Origin of the sequence: Bradyrhizobium zhengyangense, from assembly GCF_022012435.1 — a bacterium.
GTDB lineage: Bacteria > Pseudomonadota > Alphaproteobacteria > Rhizobiales > Xanthobacteraceae > Bradyrhizobium > Bradyrhizobium zhengyangense.
In genome coordinates this window covers 51,741-69,019 of sequence record NZ_JAKLUA010000011.1, presented here as the reverse complement: position 1 = coordinate 69,019, position 17,279 = coordinate 51,741, and the positions used below count along the sequence as shown (strand labels likewise).

The 17,279-nt window shown below is 58.7% G+C and carries 18 protein-coding genes; 4 read left to right on the top strand and 14 right to left on the bottom strand.

Features of this window, described 5'->3' with window-relative positions; translation table 11 throughout:
- Positions 1–22: 22 nt before the first annotated feature.
- From L6637_RS28255 to L6637_RS28235, 5 genes are read right to left on the bottom strand one after another with little or no spacing between them, the layout of a single operon-like run.
- On the bottom strand, positions 23–1,129 hold the full coding sequence (locus L6637_RS28255) for an ABC transporter substrate-binding protein (protein WP_128929659.1): 1,107 nt from the start codon (positions 1,127–1,129) through the stop codon (positions 23–25).
- Between the two features lie 19 nt (positions 1,130–1,148).
- Entirely contained in the window at positions 1,149–1,967 is an 819-nt protein-coding gene (locus L6637_RS28250) for an ABC transporter permease (protein WP_164933836.1), read from the bottom strand.
- A 40-nt stretch (positions 1,968–2,007) separates the two neighbouring features.
- Positions 2,008–2,814 carry an ABC transporter ATP-binding protein gene (locus L6637_RS28245; RefSeq protein ID WP_164933835.1) on the bottom strand — a complete coding sequence of 269 codons (807 nt, stop codon included), beginning with the start codon at positions 2,812–2,814 and terminating at the stop codon, positions 2,008–2,010.
- A 16-nt stretch (positions 2,815–2,830) separates the two neighbouring features.
- Complete coding sequence (locus L6637_RS28240) at positions 2,831–3,463, bottom strand: thiamine pyrophosphate-dependent enzyme (RefSeq protein WP_206733166.1); 633 nt, start codon at positions 3,461–3,463, stop codon at positions 2,831–2,833.
- 5 nt (positions 3,464–3,468) lie between these two features.
- Positions 3,469–4,026, bottom strand: coding sequence for a phosphonopyruvate decarboxylase (locus L6637_RS28235; protein WP_232995587.1), 558 nt, complete (start codon positions 4,024–4,026; stop codon positions 3,469–3,471).
- Between the two features lie 292 nt (positions 4,027–4,318).
- Between L6637_RS28235 and L6637_RS28230 the strand changes: the two genes are divergently transcribed.
- On the top strand, positions 4,319–5,767 hold the full coding sequence (locus L6637_RS28230; RefSeq protein WP_128929662.1) for an aldehyde dehydrogenase: 1,449 nt from the start codon (positions 4,319–4,321) through the stop codon (positions 5,765–5,767).
- 153 nt (positions 5,768–5,920) lie between these two features.
- A complete protein-coding gene (locus tag L6637_RS28225) occupies positions 5,921–7,180 on the top strand; it encodes a Glu/Leu/Phe/Val family dehydrogenase (protein WP_128929663.1) in 1,260 nt (419 codons plus the stop codon).
- Positions 7,181–7,378: 198 nt separating this feature from the next.
- Here the strand turns inward: L6637_RS28225 and L6637_RS28220 are convergent, their stop codons facing one another.
- Complete coding sequence (locus tag L6637_RS28220; protein ID WP_128929664.1) at positions 7,379–8,314, bottom strand: LysR substrate-binding domain-containing protein; 936 nt, start codon at positions 8,312–8,314, stop codon at positions 7,379–7,381.
- 92 nt (positions 8,315–8,406) lie between these two features.
- Here L6637_RS28220 and L6637_RS28215 point away from each other — a divergent pair, with 92 nt between their 5' ends.
- Together L6637_RS28215 and L6637_RS28210 are read left to right on the top strand one after the other, a co-directional pair.
- Positions 8,407–9,255: an HTD2 family dehydratase gene (locus tag L6637_RS28215; RefSeq protein ID WP_128929665.1), complete on the top strand. Its 849-nt coding sequence runs from the start codon at positions 8,407–8,409 to the stop codon at positions 9,253–9,255.
- Positions 9,256–9,268: 13 nt separating this feature from the next.
- Positions 9,269–10,420 carry a CaiB/BaiF CoA transferase family protein gene (locus tag L6637_RS28210; RefSeq protein WP_128929666.1) on the top strand — a complete coding sequence of 384 codons (1,152 nt, stop codon included), beginning with the start codon at positions 9,269–9,271 and terminating at the stop codon, positions 10,418–10,420.
- Positions 10,421–10,557: 137 nt separating this feature from the next.
- Here L6637_RS28210 and L6637_RS28205 read toward each other — a convergent pair whose 3' ends face one another.
- The 8 genes from L6637_RS28205 to L6637_RS28170 all read right to left on the bottom strand — a co-directional run bounded on the left by L6637_RS28205 (position 10,558) and on the right by L6637_RS28170 (position 17,270).
- Positions 10,558–11,922 carry an acetyl-CoA carboxylase biotin carboxylase subunit gene (locus L6637_RS28205; protein ID WP_128929667.1) on the bottom strand — a complete coding sequence of 455 codons (1,365 nt, stop codon included), beginning with the start codon at positions 11,920–11,922 and terminating at the stop codon, positions 10,558–10,560.
- Complete coding sequence (locus tag L6637_RS28200; RefSeq protein ID WP_128929668.1) at positions 11,922–12,689, bottom strand: LamB/YcsF family protein; 768 nt, start codon at positions 12,687–12,689, stop codon at positions 11,922–11,924. Before L6637_RS28200 ends, L6637_RS28205 begins: the two co-directional genes overlap by 1 nt.
- Before the next feature lie 28 nt (positions 12,690–12,717).
- Complete coding sequence (locus tag L6637_RS28195) at positions 12,718–13,131, bottom strand: acetyl-CoA carboxylase biotin carboxyl carrier protein (protein ID WP_128929669.1); 414 nt, start codon at positions 13,129–13,131, stop codon at positions 12,718–12,720.
- On the bottom strand, positions 13,128–14,132 hold the full coding sequence (locus L6637_RS28190; protein WP_128929670.1) for a 5-oxoprolinase subunit C family protein: 1,005 nt from the start codon (positions 14,130–14,132) through the stop codon (positions 13,128–13,130). The genes L6637_RS28195 and L6637_RS28190 overlap by 4 nt, the downstream gene beginning before the upstream one ends.
- The gene (locus L6637_RS28185) at positions 14,129–14,833 is read right to left on the bottom strand and encodes a 5-oxoprolinase subunit B family protein (protein ID WP_128929671.1); all 705 of its coding nucleotides are present in this window, start codon (positions 14,831–14,833) and stop codon (positions 14,129–14,131) included. Before L6637_RS28185 ends, L6637_RS28190 begins: the two co-directional genes overlap by 4 nt.
- Positions 14,830–15,306 (bottom strand): acetyl-CoA carboxylase biotin carboxyl carrier protein, encoded by a 477-nt coding sequence (locus L6637_RS28180; protein WP_164933834.1) that lies wholly within the window; start codon positions 15,304–15,306, stop codon positions 14,830–14,832. The genes L6637_RS28185 and L6637_RS28180 overlap by 4 nt, the downstream gene beginning before the upstream one ends.
- A 257-nt stretch (positions 15,307–15,563) precedes the next feature.
- Positions 15,564–16,364, bottom strand: coding sequence for an ABC transporter permease (locus tag L6637_RS28175; protein ID WP_128929673.1), 801 nt, complete (start codon positions 16,362–16,364; stop codon positions 15,564–15,566).
- A 9-nt stretch (positions 16,365–16,373) separates the two neighbouring features.
- Positions 16,374–17,270, bottom strand: a complete 897-nt coding sequence (locus L6637_RS28170; protein WP_206733165.1) for an ABC transporter permease — start codon at positions 17,268–17,270, stop codon at positions 16,374–16,376.
- Positions 17,271–17,279: the final 9 nt, after the last annotated feature.

Here is a 17,279-nt window from a genome sequence, read left to right as displayed (position 1 = left end):
GGTGTCCAGTTGTCGATTTCCTCTATTGCGGTTTCCAAGCGCGGGCCTGCGCCCGGAGCTCAGCGGGATCGAAACCGCCACAATCGTTCTTGAACCGTTGGTCCGCGTACTTTGATATTTCCATCCGCTCCGGAAGGATTCCGTTCTCGTACAGCTTGTCGACGGTGTGCTGAACGGTCGGCAGTTCCTGGTAGCCGATGATGCCACCGGCTCCTCTGTGGTTCACGACGTCGAGCTTGGCTCTCAGGATGACCTCGCCTTCCCGGACCGCTTCATCAAGTGGTTTGTTCGATGGGAGCTGGCCAGGATAGACCTTAAAGTGATTGCGCACGGTCCCTTCGATGTTTCCTTCGGCGAAGAAGAACGATTCGTAGAGCGCACGGCACAGGCCTGCGACCACCTTCGGATGCTTTTCGATTTCACTGCGGGTGACAACCATACCGACCATACCAACGAGATCGTTCAGCGGGGACGGCACGTCTCTCATCTTCACGCCGAGGAGATTTCCGATCACCGCGTTCGGGCTATCGAACCCCGCGAAAGCCTGGATCTTGCCGCTTTTCAAAGCGTCCGCCGCTGGTGCTCCGAGACCGACCGGCAGGAAGGTCACGTCCTTGTCGGGATCGAGGCCGGCTTCCTTGAGGATAGCCTTGCCATACGGATAGGCCGCCGTGCCAAAACTACCGACTCCAATAACTTTACCTTTCAGGTCTAAGGGACCCTTCACCGGACTATCGGGGGGCACAATCACCCGGAGAGAATTGCCGGGGTCGAACGAGACGATAACAAGGTTCGGGTCTTGACGGGCGAGCGGCAAGAAGGACGCTAACGCCACCAAAGTATAGAATGCATTGCCGTTGCTTACGGCCTGCACCGCAGCCGTCGCGCCAGCGGTAGGTTGAAACTTGACCGTCACCCCCGCGTACTTCTCCGGCAACTTCAAGGTGGGCTGGAGCGATGAGTAAGGCGCGGACCCGATGCTCAATGCTGTATCCGAGGATGCGAAGGTCACTTCCTTCAGACTCTCGGCTTGCGTCGCACCACAGACGAAGACGGACAGATTGGCTGCAACCGCCAAACAACCTACTAAACGCAAGGACTTCCTCCATTCAATCGTGCCGAAAGGCATTGCGTGCCCATACCTGCAATCAGCCCCACGCCATTGACTGAAGAGCTCGGGTCACCGTCCTGACGATGCTTCTAAGGCTTATGCCGATTGCGGCCGTGAGAGCGAGGACCGCATAAACGGCCGCTATGTCGCCCGTGAACGACTTTTGTTGAATGACCTGCCCCAGACCTGCGGCTCCGCCGACCAGTTCGGCAGCGATTGCTCCGAGCAAAGCCAGCACGATGGCCACATCGAGAGAAGGCACGATGAAAGCCATCGCGAAGGGCAGCCTCAATTTGCGAAGTTCTTGTAGCCGCGTCGCCTTCATCGATCGCAGCAGATCGATCATGTCCGAGTTCACTTCAGTGAATCCGGCAAGTGTAGCGGTGAATACCGGAAAGAAGGCGAGTAGAGCCGAAATGATGACCTTCGGTCCTATGCCGTATCCGAACCAGGCTATCAGCAAGGGAGCGATAGCGATCTTCGGGAACGTCTGAACAGCAATGACGTAGGGATAGCCGGCACGCCGCAGGAGCCCCGAATATGCGAACGTCGCCCCCAGAGTGATGGCGACGACCGTTCCAAACAGGAAGCCAAGTACGGTTTCGTTGAATGTCACGAGGATGTCGTTCAGGAAGCGTCCGCCGACCACGCCTTCGTAGAGCGCGCCCGCTACCAGAGCTGGGCTCGGGAGGATCAGAGCGGACACAAGTCGATATTGGGACGAGAGTTGCCAGATAGCGAGAAGCAGCAGCGCAATGCCGAGCGCTAGCAGTGCTGCTCCGAATTTTCGGCCCCCCTCTAGGATCGAGGGGACTGAGCCGATCTCGGATTCGCTTCTCACGGCCTGGCTGGACACTTGCATTCTCCGTTTACAACATCGAACGATAGGTCCCGAGTCACAAATGAAGCCTATCGAAGGCATCCCGGGCTCTCGCCACCTCCCGGAAAAATTCTTGCTTCTTCCGGAGTGAGGCGTCCCTCACAGCGGGAAAGCCCTGCGCTTCGATGATGCTGTCTAAGCGCCCGGGTCTTGGGGCCATCACTCCGATGCGATCAGACAGAAAGACCGCTTCGGATATGTTGTGCGTGACGAAGATGATGGTCTTTTGCGCGCTCTTTTGCAGACCCATCAGTTCATCGTTCAGGCGCTCACGCGTGAATTCGTCGAGCGCGCTGAAGGGCTCGTCCATGGCCAGGATTTCGGGATCTGTGATCAACGCCCGAGCTATCGCCGCTCGTTGTTGCATGCCGCCGGATAACTCGTCTGGCGAGCGATTTTTGAAAGCGGCAATTCCCATCATCTCAAGCAGGCGATCGGCCCGCGATCTCGCCTCTTGCATCGAGCATGATTTCGTCACCTCGACGGGAAGGAGAAGATTCTGAAGAACCGTTCGCCAGGGTAGAAGCGTGGACTTCTGGAAGACCATACCGATCCGTGAATCCGGTCCGGTCACTTGCGTGCCATTTATGAAAACGCCACCTGTCGTGGGGGTGGTGAGGCCGGCGATGATGCGGAGCAAGGTTGTCTTGCCGCATCCCGACGGTCCGATGAAGCTGAAGAACTCGCCCTTCCGGATCGTGAGGGAAAGCGGCTTGAGCGCCACGGTCTGTTCCGAAGCGCCGAGCGCGAAGATCTTCGATACATCGCGAACGTCGATGCCGGTAGCCGACGGCGCGGCGTCTTCGCTGCGTGCCGTCGGCACTTCGCGCCTCTTCGACTCAGCCGCCCGCACGAGCTGCATCCGCCAAAGCAGCCTTGAAACGGACGCGGCACACGGCCGGATCCAGAGTTCGCTTAAACTTCGGCGGATCGGTGGGCTTGACCCGCATCAAGATGAAGACGGCATCTTCAGATTCCCGCAGCAACTTGCTGCCTTTCGGTAGCTCGGCTGCTGTACCGATAGTCAGGGTGCGCCTGATGCCGGACCCGACGGCGATCTTCTCAAGGTCTACGCCCAAACTCGTATGGCTGCGCTGGTAGCCGGTTTCGCCGTAGTGACCGTTGTCGACACAAACGATTCTCAAGTTGGGAGGATTGCGGACGCCGATGGTGGCCAGGGACCCGACGTTCATCAGCAACTCTCCGTCACCGCAAAAGGCGATGACGGTACGATCGGGACGAGCGAGAGCGAGACCCAACCCCATCATCGTCGCCGCCCCCATGGCCCCTCCGAGACCATAGGCGGACGGACCATCGTTCACCAGCGAAGTCACATCGCGCGCGGTGCCAGCCAAGCCCGCGATGAACAGGAACTCCTTGTGACCTCCCACTAACGCTGGAACGGCCTCACGTCGATCAAGGACGTAGCGCTCGTCGAACTCCGGATTGCCAACATTTGCTTTCATGATCATGCCCCCTAGAACGCCTTCGCGCCGATGAGTTTTTGAGTGAGGAGGACCGCAACTGCCTCGCCGCCTTGGAAGGCCATCGTGATGGCAGCCGAGACGACAGGCACGACGTCCTCAGGCCGGTCTACACGCAGACATCGAACCGACATCGCTTCCAGGACCGGCTCGACGGCCCTCCCCATCGGCATCTGCCAGGGATTACCCTCGCCGAAATCTCCGCGCATACTCAGGAGCGTCAAGAAAGGGAAGCGTCCGCCCGCTATCAGGGAGAGAAGGTTGACGCAATTACCCGCGCCGCTGCTCTGCATAAGCAGCACGCCACGGGCGCCGCCCAACTCGGCACCCGCCATCATCGCGACACCTTCTTCTTCGGTTGTAAGCGCGATCGACTCGACCTCGGCATCTGCGAGCGACTCGTTGATGAGAACGGTGTGGCCGGCATCCGGGACGTAGGCAAACTGCGTGAAGTTGTTTCGTCGGAGCAGGTCGTACAACTCATATTGCCAGCCCGCCCGGGCGGCTTCCTTCGCCTTAACGCGGCTCTCTGCGTGCACAGCTGCTGACAATGAACGATCCTCCTTGTATCTCCGACCAACCCGGCAACCGGGACGACGTCGTAGTGATTGCTACGATCAGTGAGCCGGAGACGTCAAGGCGAGATCGACAGCCGGTCGCTTCCCGCGCTGCACCAAACCACGGCCGTCGCGACAAATTTACTCGAAGTCCCCGAAGCTTACGCGCAGGACAAGCCTCCTCTTTCATTTTGATCATACTTCCATAACAGCTGCTGTCGTTGCCCATGCTGCTACCTCGATCTATTGAGCTGCTTGTTGCGAACGCTCAAACGGAGGAGATGGAATGCAGCACTTCGAGATGGTGATCGGAGGAAAAAAGCGCGCGTCAAAGAGCCAACGGCGATTGGAAACACAGAACCCTTTTACATCAGAGACCTGGGCGACTGTCCCGCAAGCCGATGCTTCCGACGTGAACGACGCAGTCGACTCCGCACACAGGTCATTCGTCGAAGGACCTTGGCCTCGGCTGACCGGAAAGCAGCGAGGGGTTATTCTTCACCGGGTTGGAGATCTCGTGCTGAAGAACATCGAGAGCCTGGCGCGATGGGAGATCCGCGACAACGGAAAGACTATTTCCGAAATGCGGACCCAAATGCAGACGATGGCGCAGTGGTATCACTACTACGCCGGCCTTGCCGACAAGGTCCACAGCTCCGTTATCCCCGTCGATCCGGAGAATTATTTCAACTACACACGATACGAGCCGATCGGCGTCGTCGCCGCGATCACTCCGTGGAATTCGCCGTTGAGACTTCTTTCCTGGAAGATTGCCCCGGCCCTCGCCGCCGGCAACACGGTGGTCGTCAAGCCATCAGAATTCACATCCACATCGACACTGTTGTTCGTGGATCTGCTCGAAGAGGCTGGAGTGCCGCCCGGCGTCGTGAATGTTCTTACCGGCTACGGCTCCGAGATCGGACCCGCGCTGGTCCAGCACCCACTAGTCGCCAAGATCTCCTTCACTGGTGGTGTCGACGCCGGTCGCAAAGTCTACGAGCTCGCCGCTCGCCACCTCAAACCGGTAGCCCTGGAACTGGGCGGGAAATCGCCTAACATCATTTTCGAGGACGCCGATCTGGATGCTGCGGCAGCCGGTGCCGTCGGAGGTATTTTCTCCTCGACCGGGCAAACATGTGTCGCGGGCTCCCGCCTACTCGTTCAAGAGACGGTGCTTGAACAGATCCTTGAAAAGCTGGTCCGGCGTGGAAGCGGCATGCGGCTGGGCGACCCGTTGGATCCAGCGACCGACATCGGCCCTGTCGCGACGGAACAGCAATTCCGCAAGATACTTTCGATGATTGACACAGCCAGCTCGGAGGGCGCGCGGCTAGTGCTTGGCGGCAAGCGATCCCACGCCCCGGAATGCGGCAAGGGATGGTTCGTCGAACCGACGATCTATGCCGATGTGAAGAACACGATGACGATTTCCCAGCAGGAAGTCTTTGGTCCCGTTCTTTCTGTTATCGCGTTCAAGGATGAAGAGGATGCGATCCGCACGGCTAATGCGACCAACTTCGGCTTAGCCGGGGGATTCTGGACCAAGGACGTAAGTCGCGCTCACCGCGTCGCAGCCCGACTCCAGGCCGGAACGGTCTGGATCAACATGTATCGGAAGACTGATCCTGCCGTTCCCTTTGGTGGTTACAAGACATCCGGCTTGGGGCGTGAAAGTGGGATCGACGCGATGAAGGATTTCCTTCAGACGAAGAGCGTGTGGCTCCGATTGCAGTAGACATCCCGCTGCTATTTCGGGCCTGCGTGCTTGCACGCCCGCAAGTTCTCACGTGATCGCCGGCGCTGCGAGACAGCCGCGCGTCCTCCATCCGCTCGCGGGCGCTTAGTCGATTGCTCCCGGGCCGTCGCTTATTGATAAATCGGAGCCAAAATGAGCATCTATAGTGGGCCCGTCTTCGAGATGGCTTCACGACAGTTCACCGTGATTGCCGATCATCTGGCAATTCCCATCGACGAACGCAGCCGCTTGCTTCTTCCCAAGCGCGCCATCTCGGTTTCTTGCCCCATCCATTGTGATGACGGGTCGATCTCCGTATTCGAGGGCTATCGAGTCCAGCATCACCTTACACTCGGGCCGACCAAGGGAGGAACGCGCTTTGCCGCTAGTGTTGATATCGGCGAAGTCGCCGCCCTCGCGATTTGGATGAGCTGGAAATGCGCACTGGTCGGACTACCCTATGGCGGCGCGAAGGGCGGTATTCGTGTCGATCCAGCGAAGATTTCCCACCGAGAGCTTGAGGCGCTCTCGCGCCGCTATATGCAGGAGATGATTCCGTTCGTGGGTCCGCACGTCGACGTCATGGCTCCCGATATGGGCACCAACGAGCAAGTGATGGCGTGGTTCATGGACACGTATTCCATGTACCAGGGGCGTACCGTAACGGAGATCGTAACCGGCAAGCCTGTTGGCGCGGGAGGCACCTTAGGGCGTCGGGAGGCGACAGGACGCGGCGTCGCCCATCTGGCCAAACGAGTTTTGAAGGATCTGTCGATCGACTGGTCGACGGCGACCGCGGTGGTTCAAGGCTTCGGCAACGTCGGCTCGTACGCGGCACTGGAGTTGAGCAGGAGCGGCGTCAAGATAGTAGGTGTCGGCGACCACACGGGCGCATTTTACGACCGTGCAGGCCTCAACGTCACACAGTTGATCCGTCATGCGGCGAGGCACGGAAGTCTGTCTGATTATCACGAAGCGCCCCGTCTCGATCCAGCCGAGCTCCTGCAGCTTCCTTGCGACGTCCTTGTGCCAGCAGCCATGGAGCGGGTGATCGATGATCGCGTGGCGCGGGATCTGCGATGTCGCGTGCTTGCTGAGGGCGCCAACGGCCCGACCACTCCGGAGGCTGATCTGGTCCTAGAGAGGCGCCGCAACGAGATATTCCTCATACCGGATATTCTCTGTAACTCGGGCGGCGTGATCGTGAGTTATTTCGAGTGGCTTCAAGACCTCCAGCAATTGTTCTGGGAAGAAGAAGAGGTTATGCGGAGGGAATATCAGATCCTCGATCGCGCATTCAACGATATGGTTACCCGCGCCGCTCGTGACAACGTCTCTCATCGAACCGCCGCCATGGCCATAGGTGTCGAACGAGTGCGGGCAGCGAAAACGACCCGAGGGCTTTTCCCATAATAAGCTCACCATTCTTCGCTAACGGCGAGCGGCACTCTGCCCATCCTCATCTCACGAAAATGCCGAGACCTTTGAAGGCCTCGGCGAGTCAGGGAGGAAACGCCTCATGCGAGGCCGAGATCTAAAGCGCACGCGGCGAACTCTTTGTAAACTCGTTTCTGCCGAAAGCCGCCCTCGCGGTGGGCGAACACTGGCTGATTATGTCCGCAGGGGGCCGGCATCTCCGCCGATTTCGGCGAATCGAGACCTAGTAGACCTCGCTATGTCCGCTATTAGTCTCTGCACCAGATCTGATACGGGACGATCGACCGGGAGGCAGACCACAAGATTGCGTTGGGCCCAGTTATCCGACAACTCGACAGCCCGCGCTCCTGCGTCCTTCACCGAAGAAGAGATGACGCTTACTGGGACGACGGCAACGCCGGCGCCCGCAGCCACCATGCGGCAAACACTTTCAAACCCTCGCAAACGTATGCGGATGACCAGCTCTCGACCGAGCCTTCGCGCATGATCGGCGAGATATGTCTGAATGGATGCCTGCTCATCTAGGCCGATGAAGTGCTCGTTCAACACCTCGGCGAACCCTATTGAGGTGTAGTCGGCGAGCCAATGCCCCGGAGGAACCAGTACGACAAGGCGGTCCACTCCGAATGGCTCCGTTCGCAGCCCTTCAAACTGCGCATTCTCGGCGGCAATTCCGAGGTCTGCTTCACCCGCTCTTACCGCCACCGCGATGAGATCCGACGTCTGCTCCTGGAGATCGACCGTCACGTCGGGATGCCGGGCGAGATAGCTCGCCAAGACATCCGGAAGGAAGCTTGCGATGGCATTCGAATTGGCCCGCATCCGTATCAGGCCCCGTTCGCGCTTTCTCCACGATCGGACCGCCCCGCTCAGCCGCTCTGCCTGCATAAGTATGCTGCGGGCGTGCCCGGCGAACTCCAGTCCCGCTGAGGTCGGTCGTGTCCCTTTGACCGTACGCTCGAACAACTGCAGGCCAGCCCGCTCCTCTAGCGATTTCATGCGTTCGGACAGCGCAGAAACAGAGAGGTTGGCATGTCTGGCTGCCGCGGCAAGCCCACCTCTGTCCACGACGAGCACAAGCAGCCGCAGATCCACCAGATCGAAATGCATGCCTTTCTCCAACTCCGAATGCTGTTGCTGGATAATACGACTGTTGGTCCACCAGCGATATCCAATAGGTTCGACCAGAACGAGAGGTCTAGATGGTTGACGGACACGACTACCAGGAATGGATCGGGCGCACAGTAACCCAGGAAGACATGGTGACAGCCAGTCCGATTGAGCGTCTGGATGCGACCCTCGAAACCGACCACCAGCTCTATTCAACGGGGGTTGCGCTGCCTCCGCTGGCCCACTGGTTGTATTTTCTACCTAACGAACGGCAATCGACATTAGGGCCTGACGGGCATCCCAAGCGCGGGGGCTTTCTTCCTCCCATCCATGACCTTCCCCGGCGGATGTGGGCGGGCAGCAGGCTCACCTTTAAGAGCCCGCTGCGCGTGGGCATGCATGTCAAGCGGACATCGACGATCGAAAGCGTGACGTCCAAACAAGGTACGACCGGCCCTCTGGTGTTCGTCACGGTAGGGCACGCCGTCCACGACGAGAACGGCCATCTACTTCTGACGGACCATCACGACATTGTCTATCGAGATGTCACAGCGCCCGCCGACAGAGCGAGATCAACTGCACCGAAAGGACCATGGCATCGCAGCATCGTGCCGGATACCGTCATGCTGTTTCGCTATTCGGCTCTCACGTTCAACGGCCATCGTATTCACTATGACCGAACGTACGTCTTTGCGGTGGAAGGTTATCCAGGCCTGATCGTCCATGGTCCGCTCATTGCTACTCTCCTGATCGATCTCGTTAGGCGCAGTCTCCCTTCCTCAGTGGTGGTGAAGGCATATTCCTTCCGCGCGGTGTCGCCGCTTTTCGACGGCAGCGAACTTCATCTGAATGGCAGTCCGCCGGACGAAACCGGAAAAATCCTGCTGTGGGCCACGAACGATCGGGACGAGCTTATCATGAAGGCGGAAGCTACAATCTAAGGTCGGAGGTGTCGTGACGCGGCCACTGGACGGGGTATTGGTCATCGCAATCGAGCAGGCAATCGCGGCTCCCTATTGCACGCGTCAGCTTGCCGACCTCGGCGCCCGAGTCATAAAGATCGAACGGCCCGATGGTGGCGACTTTGCTCGGGCCTATGATACGCGTGCGCGTGGTCTTGCCAGTCATTTCGTCTGGACCAATCGGTCGAAAGAGAGCGTCACCTTCGACCTGAAACGGCCGGGAGCGTTGGAAGCCGTGCAACGGCTCATCGCGCACGCAGACGTGTTTGTGCAAAATCTTGCTCCAGGGGCAGCTGCCCGCCTAGGGCTCGCCGATGGCGTGCTGCGCTCCACATACAAGCAGCTGATTACTTGCAACATATCTGGATACGGTCCGAATGGGCCGTGGGAGAAGCGCAAAGCATACGATCTACTGATTCAGGCGGAGGCCGGCTTTTTGTCAACGACCGGCACGCCGGACGCCGTTGCAAAGGCCGGCATCTCGATTGCTGACATCGCTGCGGGCACAATGGCTTTTCAGGGCATTTTGGCCTGCTTGCTGCGTCGAGCCAAAAGCGGACAGGGCGATCATGTCGAAGTCTCGATGCTGGAGGCCATGGTGGAATGGATGGGATATCCGCTTTACTATGCGATGGACGGAGCACAACCTCCGGCTCGGGCGGGAGCTGGCCATGCCACGATCTTCCCATATGGGCCCTACGAAACTGCTGATGGCATGGTACTTTTCGGACTTCAAAATGATCGCGAGTGGGCCGCGTTCACGACGATCGTCTTACAACGGCCCGAGTGGGCCAGCGAAGCACGCTTTAAGGGCAATGCGGGCCGGATGAAAGAGCGAGCTGAGATCGATGCCGTCATCTGTGACACGTTCCGCAAGCTGCCGTCGAACGAAGCCATCTCGCGCCTCGAGACCGCCGGGATCGGTACGGCTCGCGTGAATGACATGTCCGCCGTGTGGGATCATCCGCAACTGCGCAGCCGCAAGCGCTGGGCTTATATCGAAACCCCGGCGGGCCCGATGCCATCTTTGCGACCAATTAGCGGTGAGTCCTGGCAGCCGCGTATGGACCCGGTGCCGTCCCTCGGACAACATACCGAGGCCGTCTTGAAGGAATTCGGTCTGACCGAGTTCCGCGAGAGCTGATATCTTCCTGGGACCCGAGCCCGAAGTCATCGACTCGATCGGACGCGATCTCGCACTGCACGAATTCGCCCAAGGCTGCCCGCCTTTGATGCGTGCTCGATTGCACATTAGGTTCGACGGGCCGTCGCCTATCACGCTCACCGTCGATCGGACGAGGCGCGCCGTCGAAGGATGTCTTCCAAGGAGTGGATGCTAAGGCGCGCGTCCCGAAAGGACGCGTCCTTCAATACCACCGAGTGAAGCTCGGTGTTCAACCGGATACCCTCTGCGCGCAGGTCTGCCAAGGCCGAAAGCATGCGCTCGATACACTCCGAACGATCCTCGCCCCTAGCGATCACCTTGGCTATCAAGGAGTCGTAGTGTGAAGGGACTTCCGAACCTGCCACGATATGGGTATCGACCCGAATTCCCGGTCCGCCCGGAGCCAGCCAGCTCTCAACACGACCAGGAGAAGGAATGCCGTCGAAAGGATGTTCCGCATTGATCCGGCACTCAATAGCATGGCCTCTGCAGGTGACCTCGGATTGACGAAGTCCGAGCGGCTCGCCCAATGCCACCCGAATCTGCTCGCGCACGATATCGATGCCGCTGGTTTCCTCGGTTATTGGATGTTCGACCTGTATGCGCGTATTCATCTCGATGAAAGCGAATATCCCGTCCTGGTAGAGAAATTCGAAGGTGCCTACGCCGCGATAGCCGATCGCCCGGCAAGCGGCTACACAGCGCTCCCCAAGTTCGGCGATATTGGCCTCAGGCACGCCTGGCGGCGGCGCCTCTTCAATTAATTTCTGGTGGCGGCGCTGCATCGAGCAGTCGCGGGCGCCGAGCCATACTCCCTCGCCTCCCCCATCGCAGATGACCTGGATCTCGACGTGCCTCGGGTGCTCCAAAAATTTCTCCAGGTAGATCGTCGGATTGGCAAATGCCCGCCTCGCCTCCTCCCGCGTGGCTCCGATCGCTTGGTGGAGACTTGCGCTGTCTCGTACGATCCGCATGCCGCGACCGCCGCCGCCGCCCGCCGCCTTAATGATAAGAGGGTACCCAACCTCGGTCGCACACGCTTGGCAGAGCTGCGGATCATCGGGAAGCGCGCCATGACTTCCCGCAACGCAAGGCACGCCGAGCTCGCGCATTTTCGCCTTCGCGGCGATCTTATCCCCCATTAGCCGGACAACATCGGAGGTCGGACCAATGAAGATGAGCCCAGCGCCTTCGACCGCTTCCGCGAAGTCTCCGTTCTCCGACAAGAACCCGTATCCGGGGTGAATTGCGTCGGCACCAACGGCGGCTGCTGCGAGCATCACCGCCCCAATATCCAGATAGCTCGTATCTGCCGCCGCGCCGCCGATGCAGACCGCTCGATCGGCAAGAGCAAGGTAAGCCGCCCCTCGATCTGCCTCGGAGCAGACAGCGATTGTTCGCAGCCCCAGCGTCCGACACGCGCGAATGATCCGGAGCGCTATCTCGCCTCGATTAGCGATCAATATGGACCGCACCGACATTACGCCGCAAGCTCCGTTAGCGGAACGATACGTCCTCCGCCGTCTTCGACCACCGTCCTTACGGCTCTCGCGATTTCCACAGCGCCCGGAGTATCGCTATGGACCAGGACACATTTTGCGTCGACCTTGATCCGCTTTCCCGACACGGACGTGATAGTCCCGTCATCGAGGAACTGGCTCATTCTCCTCGCAACCTCGGTCAGATCGGTGATAAGTGCGCCCGGATGTCGCCGATTAACCAAGCGAGCCTCGTCGTCGTATGCCCGGTCAGCAAAGATCTTGCCTACCACCCGCAATCCGAGCGACTTCGCGAATGTGCCTGCGTGACTCTTGACCGAAGCCGCGATGATCAGATCCCTGTCGAACGCCGCGAACACTTCGAGAATCTTCTCGATATATTCCTTGTTTTCCTGTGCCATCTGGCCCAGGGCGCCATGGGTCCCCGCGTGGGTAACCTTGTAGCCATTGACCTTCGCGATAGCAGAAAGCGCACCCAGTTGATAAAGCGCATGCTTCTGCATGTCACGCGGATCGATCTTCATCGGGATACGCCCGAAACCGAGTATGTCCGGCAGCCCGACATGTGCGCCGAGAGCTACGCCGTTCTCTTTCGCTGCCTCGACCATGCGCGTCATGATGACCGCATCGCCCGCGTGAAAGCCGCAAGCGACGTTCGCTGATGAGACCAGCTTCATCAGCGCCTCGTCGTCTCCCATCCTCCAACGGCCAAGGCCTTCGCCAAGATCAGAATTGAGATCAATCTCCATGGGTGCTCCTTTCGGCAGGACCTTCGTTTCAGCCCGATGCCATTATGCGGTATAGCGTCGTTCCGTATTCGACGTCGCTCTCACTGCGGCAGACCTGCTCGATCACACGACCGGCGACGGGCGCGATCACCGGCCTGAAGATTGGTCCGATAGCGATCACCCCGAGCAAGTCACCTTCTTGAACGTGATCTCCTACGGTCGTCGCCTCTCCCAACGGGTGTCTATTCGAGAACCTACCCACAGCAGGAGCCCGAACGAACGTGGCTGCGTCGGTCCGCTCGACGCCAGCCAGCTCTAGCGCTCTCGTCCCCACCATTTTGCGGTTGTGCCGGCCCAGAGAGAGGCGGATCGAACTCTCTCCGCGTTGCGCCTCCAACTCTTTCACGCCTGCCCGTTTCATTTGGGCGATCAACTCCGCTAATTCCCAAGACTCGATGCTCATGGGAGCTTCGCTCGCGGGGAACACCTACAAAACTTTGCCAACCGTCGGATCTCCTCGATGTAGCTGCGCGTCACCCTCTCGACATCGCGAGCTTCGGCGAAGCTGCACCGAACGAAGTGAAGACACTGGCCTGGCCTTGCTTGCCCAATCCGCCAAAGATCGGGCTCGATGACGACACCAATCTTCGGGTAACCGCCCGCAGAGTTACCGTCCGCCAGTTGTATCACCGGATCACCGGAAGGCGGCACCTGAATGACGCCAGGTACGATCGGGTGCGACCTCATTTCCACGTCATGCGTCCGGCACAGTGTCGCGCCCGTAAGATGATAGCCCATCCGGCTGCTTTTCGTGGAAATCGTCCAAGGTGTGGTCCAAAAGGCGGTTTTGGAGGATTCGTCGAACAGGTCGTACTCCGATGCCGTAATGACGCGGAGGATGACTCCCCCCGGGCTGCTGCCCGCCCACGTCGCCGACGGCAGCTCAGACAAGGCTGGACTGGCGCCATATCCTCCTAAATCCCGCAGAGTGACCGGAGCGGCGTGCCCTACCTCCAATTGGTCTCCGGCCTTAAGCGAGCGCCCTTCAAAGCCGCCGAAGCCATCGCGCAGCTGCGTACTGCGAGATCCGAGTATTACGGGAACTTCGACGCCACCGGCGATCGCCAAATACGTCCGCAAACCGTCCACCGGCTCGGACACCACAAGCTTTTGGCCGCCGCGAGCCGGCGTCACCCACCAAGGAAGTACCGCCACGCCATCGAGCTTTGCACGAGCTGTCGCGCCTGTAAGCACAAAAAGAGTGTCAGAATGAAACTTCACCGCGAACGGATACAATTGCAGTTCGATGGCGGCCGCGTTCTCCTCGTTTCCCAAAAGCGCATTGGCCGCCGCCAAGGCCACGTGATCCATCGCCCCGGATCGTCCAATCCCAAATCCTCGAAAGCCGACACGGCCGTCATCCTGCACGGAGTTGAGCGGCGGAGTCTGAACAACCTCAATCATCTCTCTATGCGCTCCACGCGGAAGCGAATTCGATCACCGACATCGAGAAGATTTGGCGGATTGCGACTTAGATCAAACGGCACCGGCGCCTCCGGTACGTGCCCGATGACGTACCAGCCGGTCGGAAACGTCGGTGGCCCACCGGCGCCGCGAGGATTTCCAAGATTTGATTGCCCGCCCCCGATCGTCACATTTCCCCCAAACGGACGCACCACGGGCACCTTTCTTCGAGGTGTGAAGAGACGTGGGTCTAAACCGAAGAGATAGCCGAATCCCGGCGTCGTGGAGGGCGCGAACACGACATATTCCGGAGTGGAATGCAGCTTTACGACGGTCTCCGGATCGATACCGTGATGAGCAGCCAGTTCACCAAGGTCCATGCCGCGATCGCCTCCATAAACGACACCAACCTCAAGAAGCTTCCCTTGTGGACCGCCCGGTTCAACTTTCCTCCAGCTCTCCAGAAGTCTCGATGCAAGTGCTTCCGGATCGGCCTTCGAAGAGTCGAACAGGACGAGAAGATTATTCATACCGACTTGAGTATCGACAACCACGTCCCATTGACCGACCTGCTTGCTAAGAGTCCAGATACGCTCCTGTGTGGGTAGACACATCGGCCCCTCCGCATCGAACAAGAGCGCCGCACTTCCGCACAAGCTCACCTGCGGGTTTGCAAACTCTATCGGCCTGGAAGGCTTCATGTCGCTTCGCCATCGCTACTGGTATTGCTATTGCACTTCACCTTGAACAATGGCCGTTCGGCCTGCACTTCCACTCCGTTTTCCACCAATATTTGCTCGATTACACCGGCTGTCGGAGCGAGCAGTGGAGTGAAGAGCTTCATCGCTTCGATGATGCCGACCTGCTGACCTGTGGAGATCCGGCTTCCAACTACTACGAAAGGTTCGGCACCCGGCGCGGGCGCGCGATGGAAAATGCCCTGCATTGAAGCGCAGACGAACGACGTCGTTTCGTCGACGGCTTCGTTCGACACGGTCGCATCAACTGGCGGATCGGAAGGCGCCGCCCCATGCATTTCCTGCCTACCCTGTGCGGCCGCAAACATCGTGATCTTTACGCGCAAGTCTCCGTCGGATGCTTCCAGCTCCTCGACCCCTGATCCATGCATCAAGCCAATGAGCTTTGAGATCATCTTGAAGTCTTCGCTTTTCATGGCTCCTTTTCGTCTCCAAGACTCATCTTCTTGCGTCGCAAACGTCGAAGCCATTCAGCCATCGATCCTCGATGGAGCTGCGTGCCAGCCATATGCTGGGCAACACTAAAAACAGTTCGCCAAAACAACGCCAATAACAAAAGTACCTACTTTCATGCATATGATGCATATAGCCCCGGCTGACGGCAGCTTCTTTTTTCCGCCGTCAAGCACCTCCTGTCGGAAGAGACCGGACGCCTTCTACACAGCAGCCGTTGCTATCGCCGGCCTGGCCCTCCCTCGGCCTCAGCAAACGCCTCCAAGCCAACCAACCTCTGCACAGCGATCAGTACAAAGACGGTTGCTCCGATCAACATCGTCGAAATTGCCGATATAATCGGACTTGCGTCCTCCTGTATCGCGGCAAAAATCTTGACTGGCAGAGTTGTGGCGTCGGGTCCGATTAGGAAGAGCGTCACGGTCGACTCGTCGAACGAAATGATAAAACTGAAGATGAGTGCCGTGACAATGCCCGGCCGCATCAGTGGAAGAATAACCTTGAAGAACATCACGACGGGCGTCGCGCCCAGATTCATCGCCGCCTCCTCGACATCCTTCTCAAGGCTCCGCATGTTGTTCAGGATCGGTCGATAAGCGAAGGGTAACGCTAGGATTGTATGGGCCAGCACAATGCCGCTATACGTTCCATTCCAGCCGAGCGATCCGATCACGGTCAGCATCACGACACCCATTGCGGCGTGCGGCAATACCAGCGGCACCAAAATCATGAACTCGAATGATGCGCGGCCCCAAAAATGGCGGCGCGCGGTCACCAATGCGGTTGTCAGCGCTAGGGCAGTGCTCGCCACCGCGACAACAAAAGCAATGACGACGCTGTCGGCCGCCGTTAAAATCCACTCGTCGCTACTGAAGAATTGACTGTACCACTTCAGTGAAGGCTGGCTGAGCGGAACTTCGATGAATCCCGACTCGAAGAATGAGGACAGCACCACGACCACAATCGGTGCGAGCAAAAAGGCGAGCACTAGGACGGCGACTATGCGGCAAGCGACTTTCATCCTACCTCCCTAAGAGGCCGCACTTTTCTTCGCACGAGCCTCGAGTAGCTGCAGAGGCAGCACGACCGCCAGGGCAGCGACGCAAAGAATCATCGCTAGCGCCGCGGCCTTCGGAAAATTGAAGAGTTGAAAGACATCTTGATAAATTTGCGCACCAAGCATCTTGTCACGCATGCTGCCGAGCAACAGAGGAGTGACCACCGATCCCATTGACATCAGAAACACGATGATGCTGCCCGTCACGATCCCAGGAAAGCTCAACGGCAACAGTACCCTGCGGAACGTTTCAAACGGTCCCGCGCCGAGACTGGCTGCCGCCTCCTCCAGTGATTTGTCCAGCCGGATCAGAACTGTCACTATCGCAAGGATCATGAAGGGTGAGAATACATGAACCAGCCCGATCACGATGGCGGTCGGACTGAACAGGATTTCTAATGGACCCGCGATCAGGCCTGATGACATCAACGCCTGGCTAATGACCCCTTTCTTGCCCAGGATCACTATCCAGCCGTACGTTCGCACGACGACGCTTACCAACCAGGGCATCATCAGAATGATGAGAAAGATGTCGCGCCTTCCCGGATATCGCGCGATCCAGTAGGCAGTGGGATAGCTTATCAGGAGCGAAATCGAGGTCGTGAGACCGGCCAACCAAATCGTTCGATAAAGAGTCTCAATGTAATCTTTACGCGCCAAGACTGCCTGGTATTGCGCGAAGCTCAATTCGTTGTTCGACGTGAACGAGCCGACCACGAGTGAGATGACACCGATCGCCAGAAGCATCAACGGTACGCTAGTTGGAACGAGAAGAAGAAATTGGGAGTCGACTTTTACCGGCCGCGCCTTGAACAACATTCCGCTGCCGCTGTGCCGCCGGGTCGTCCTCTCAGTTCCGACATCCGTCATTGACCCGCC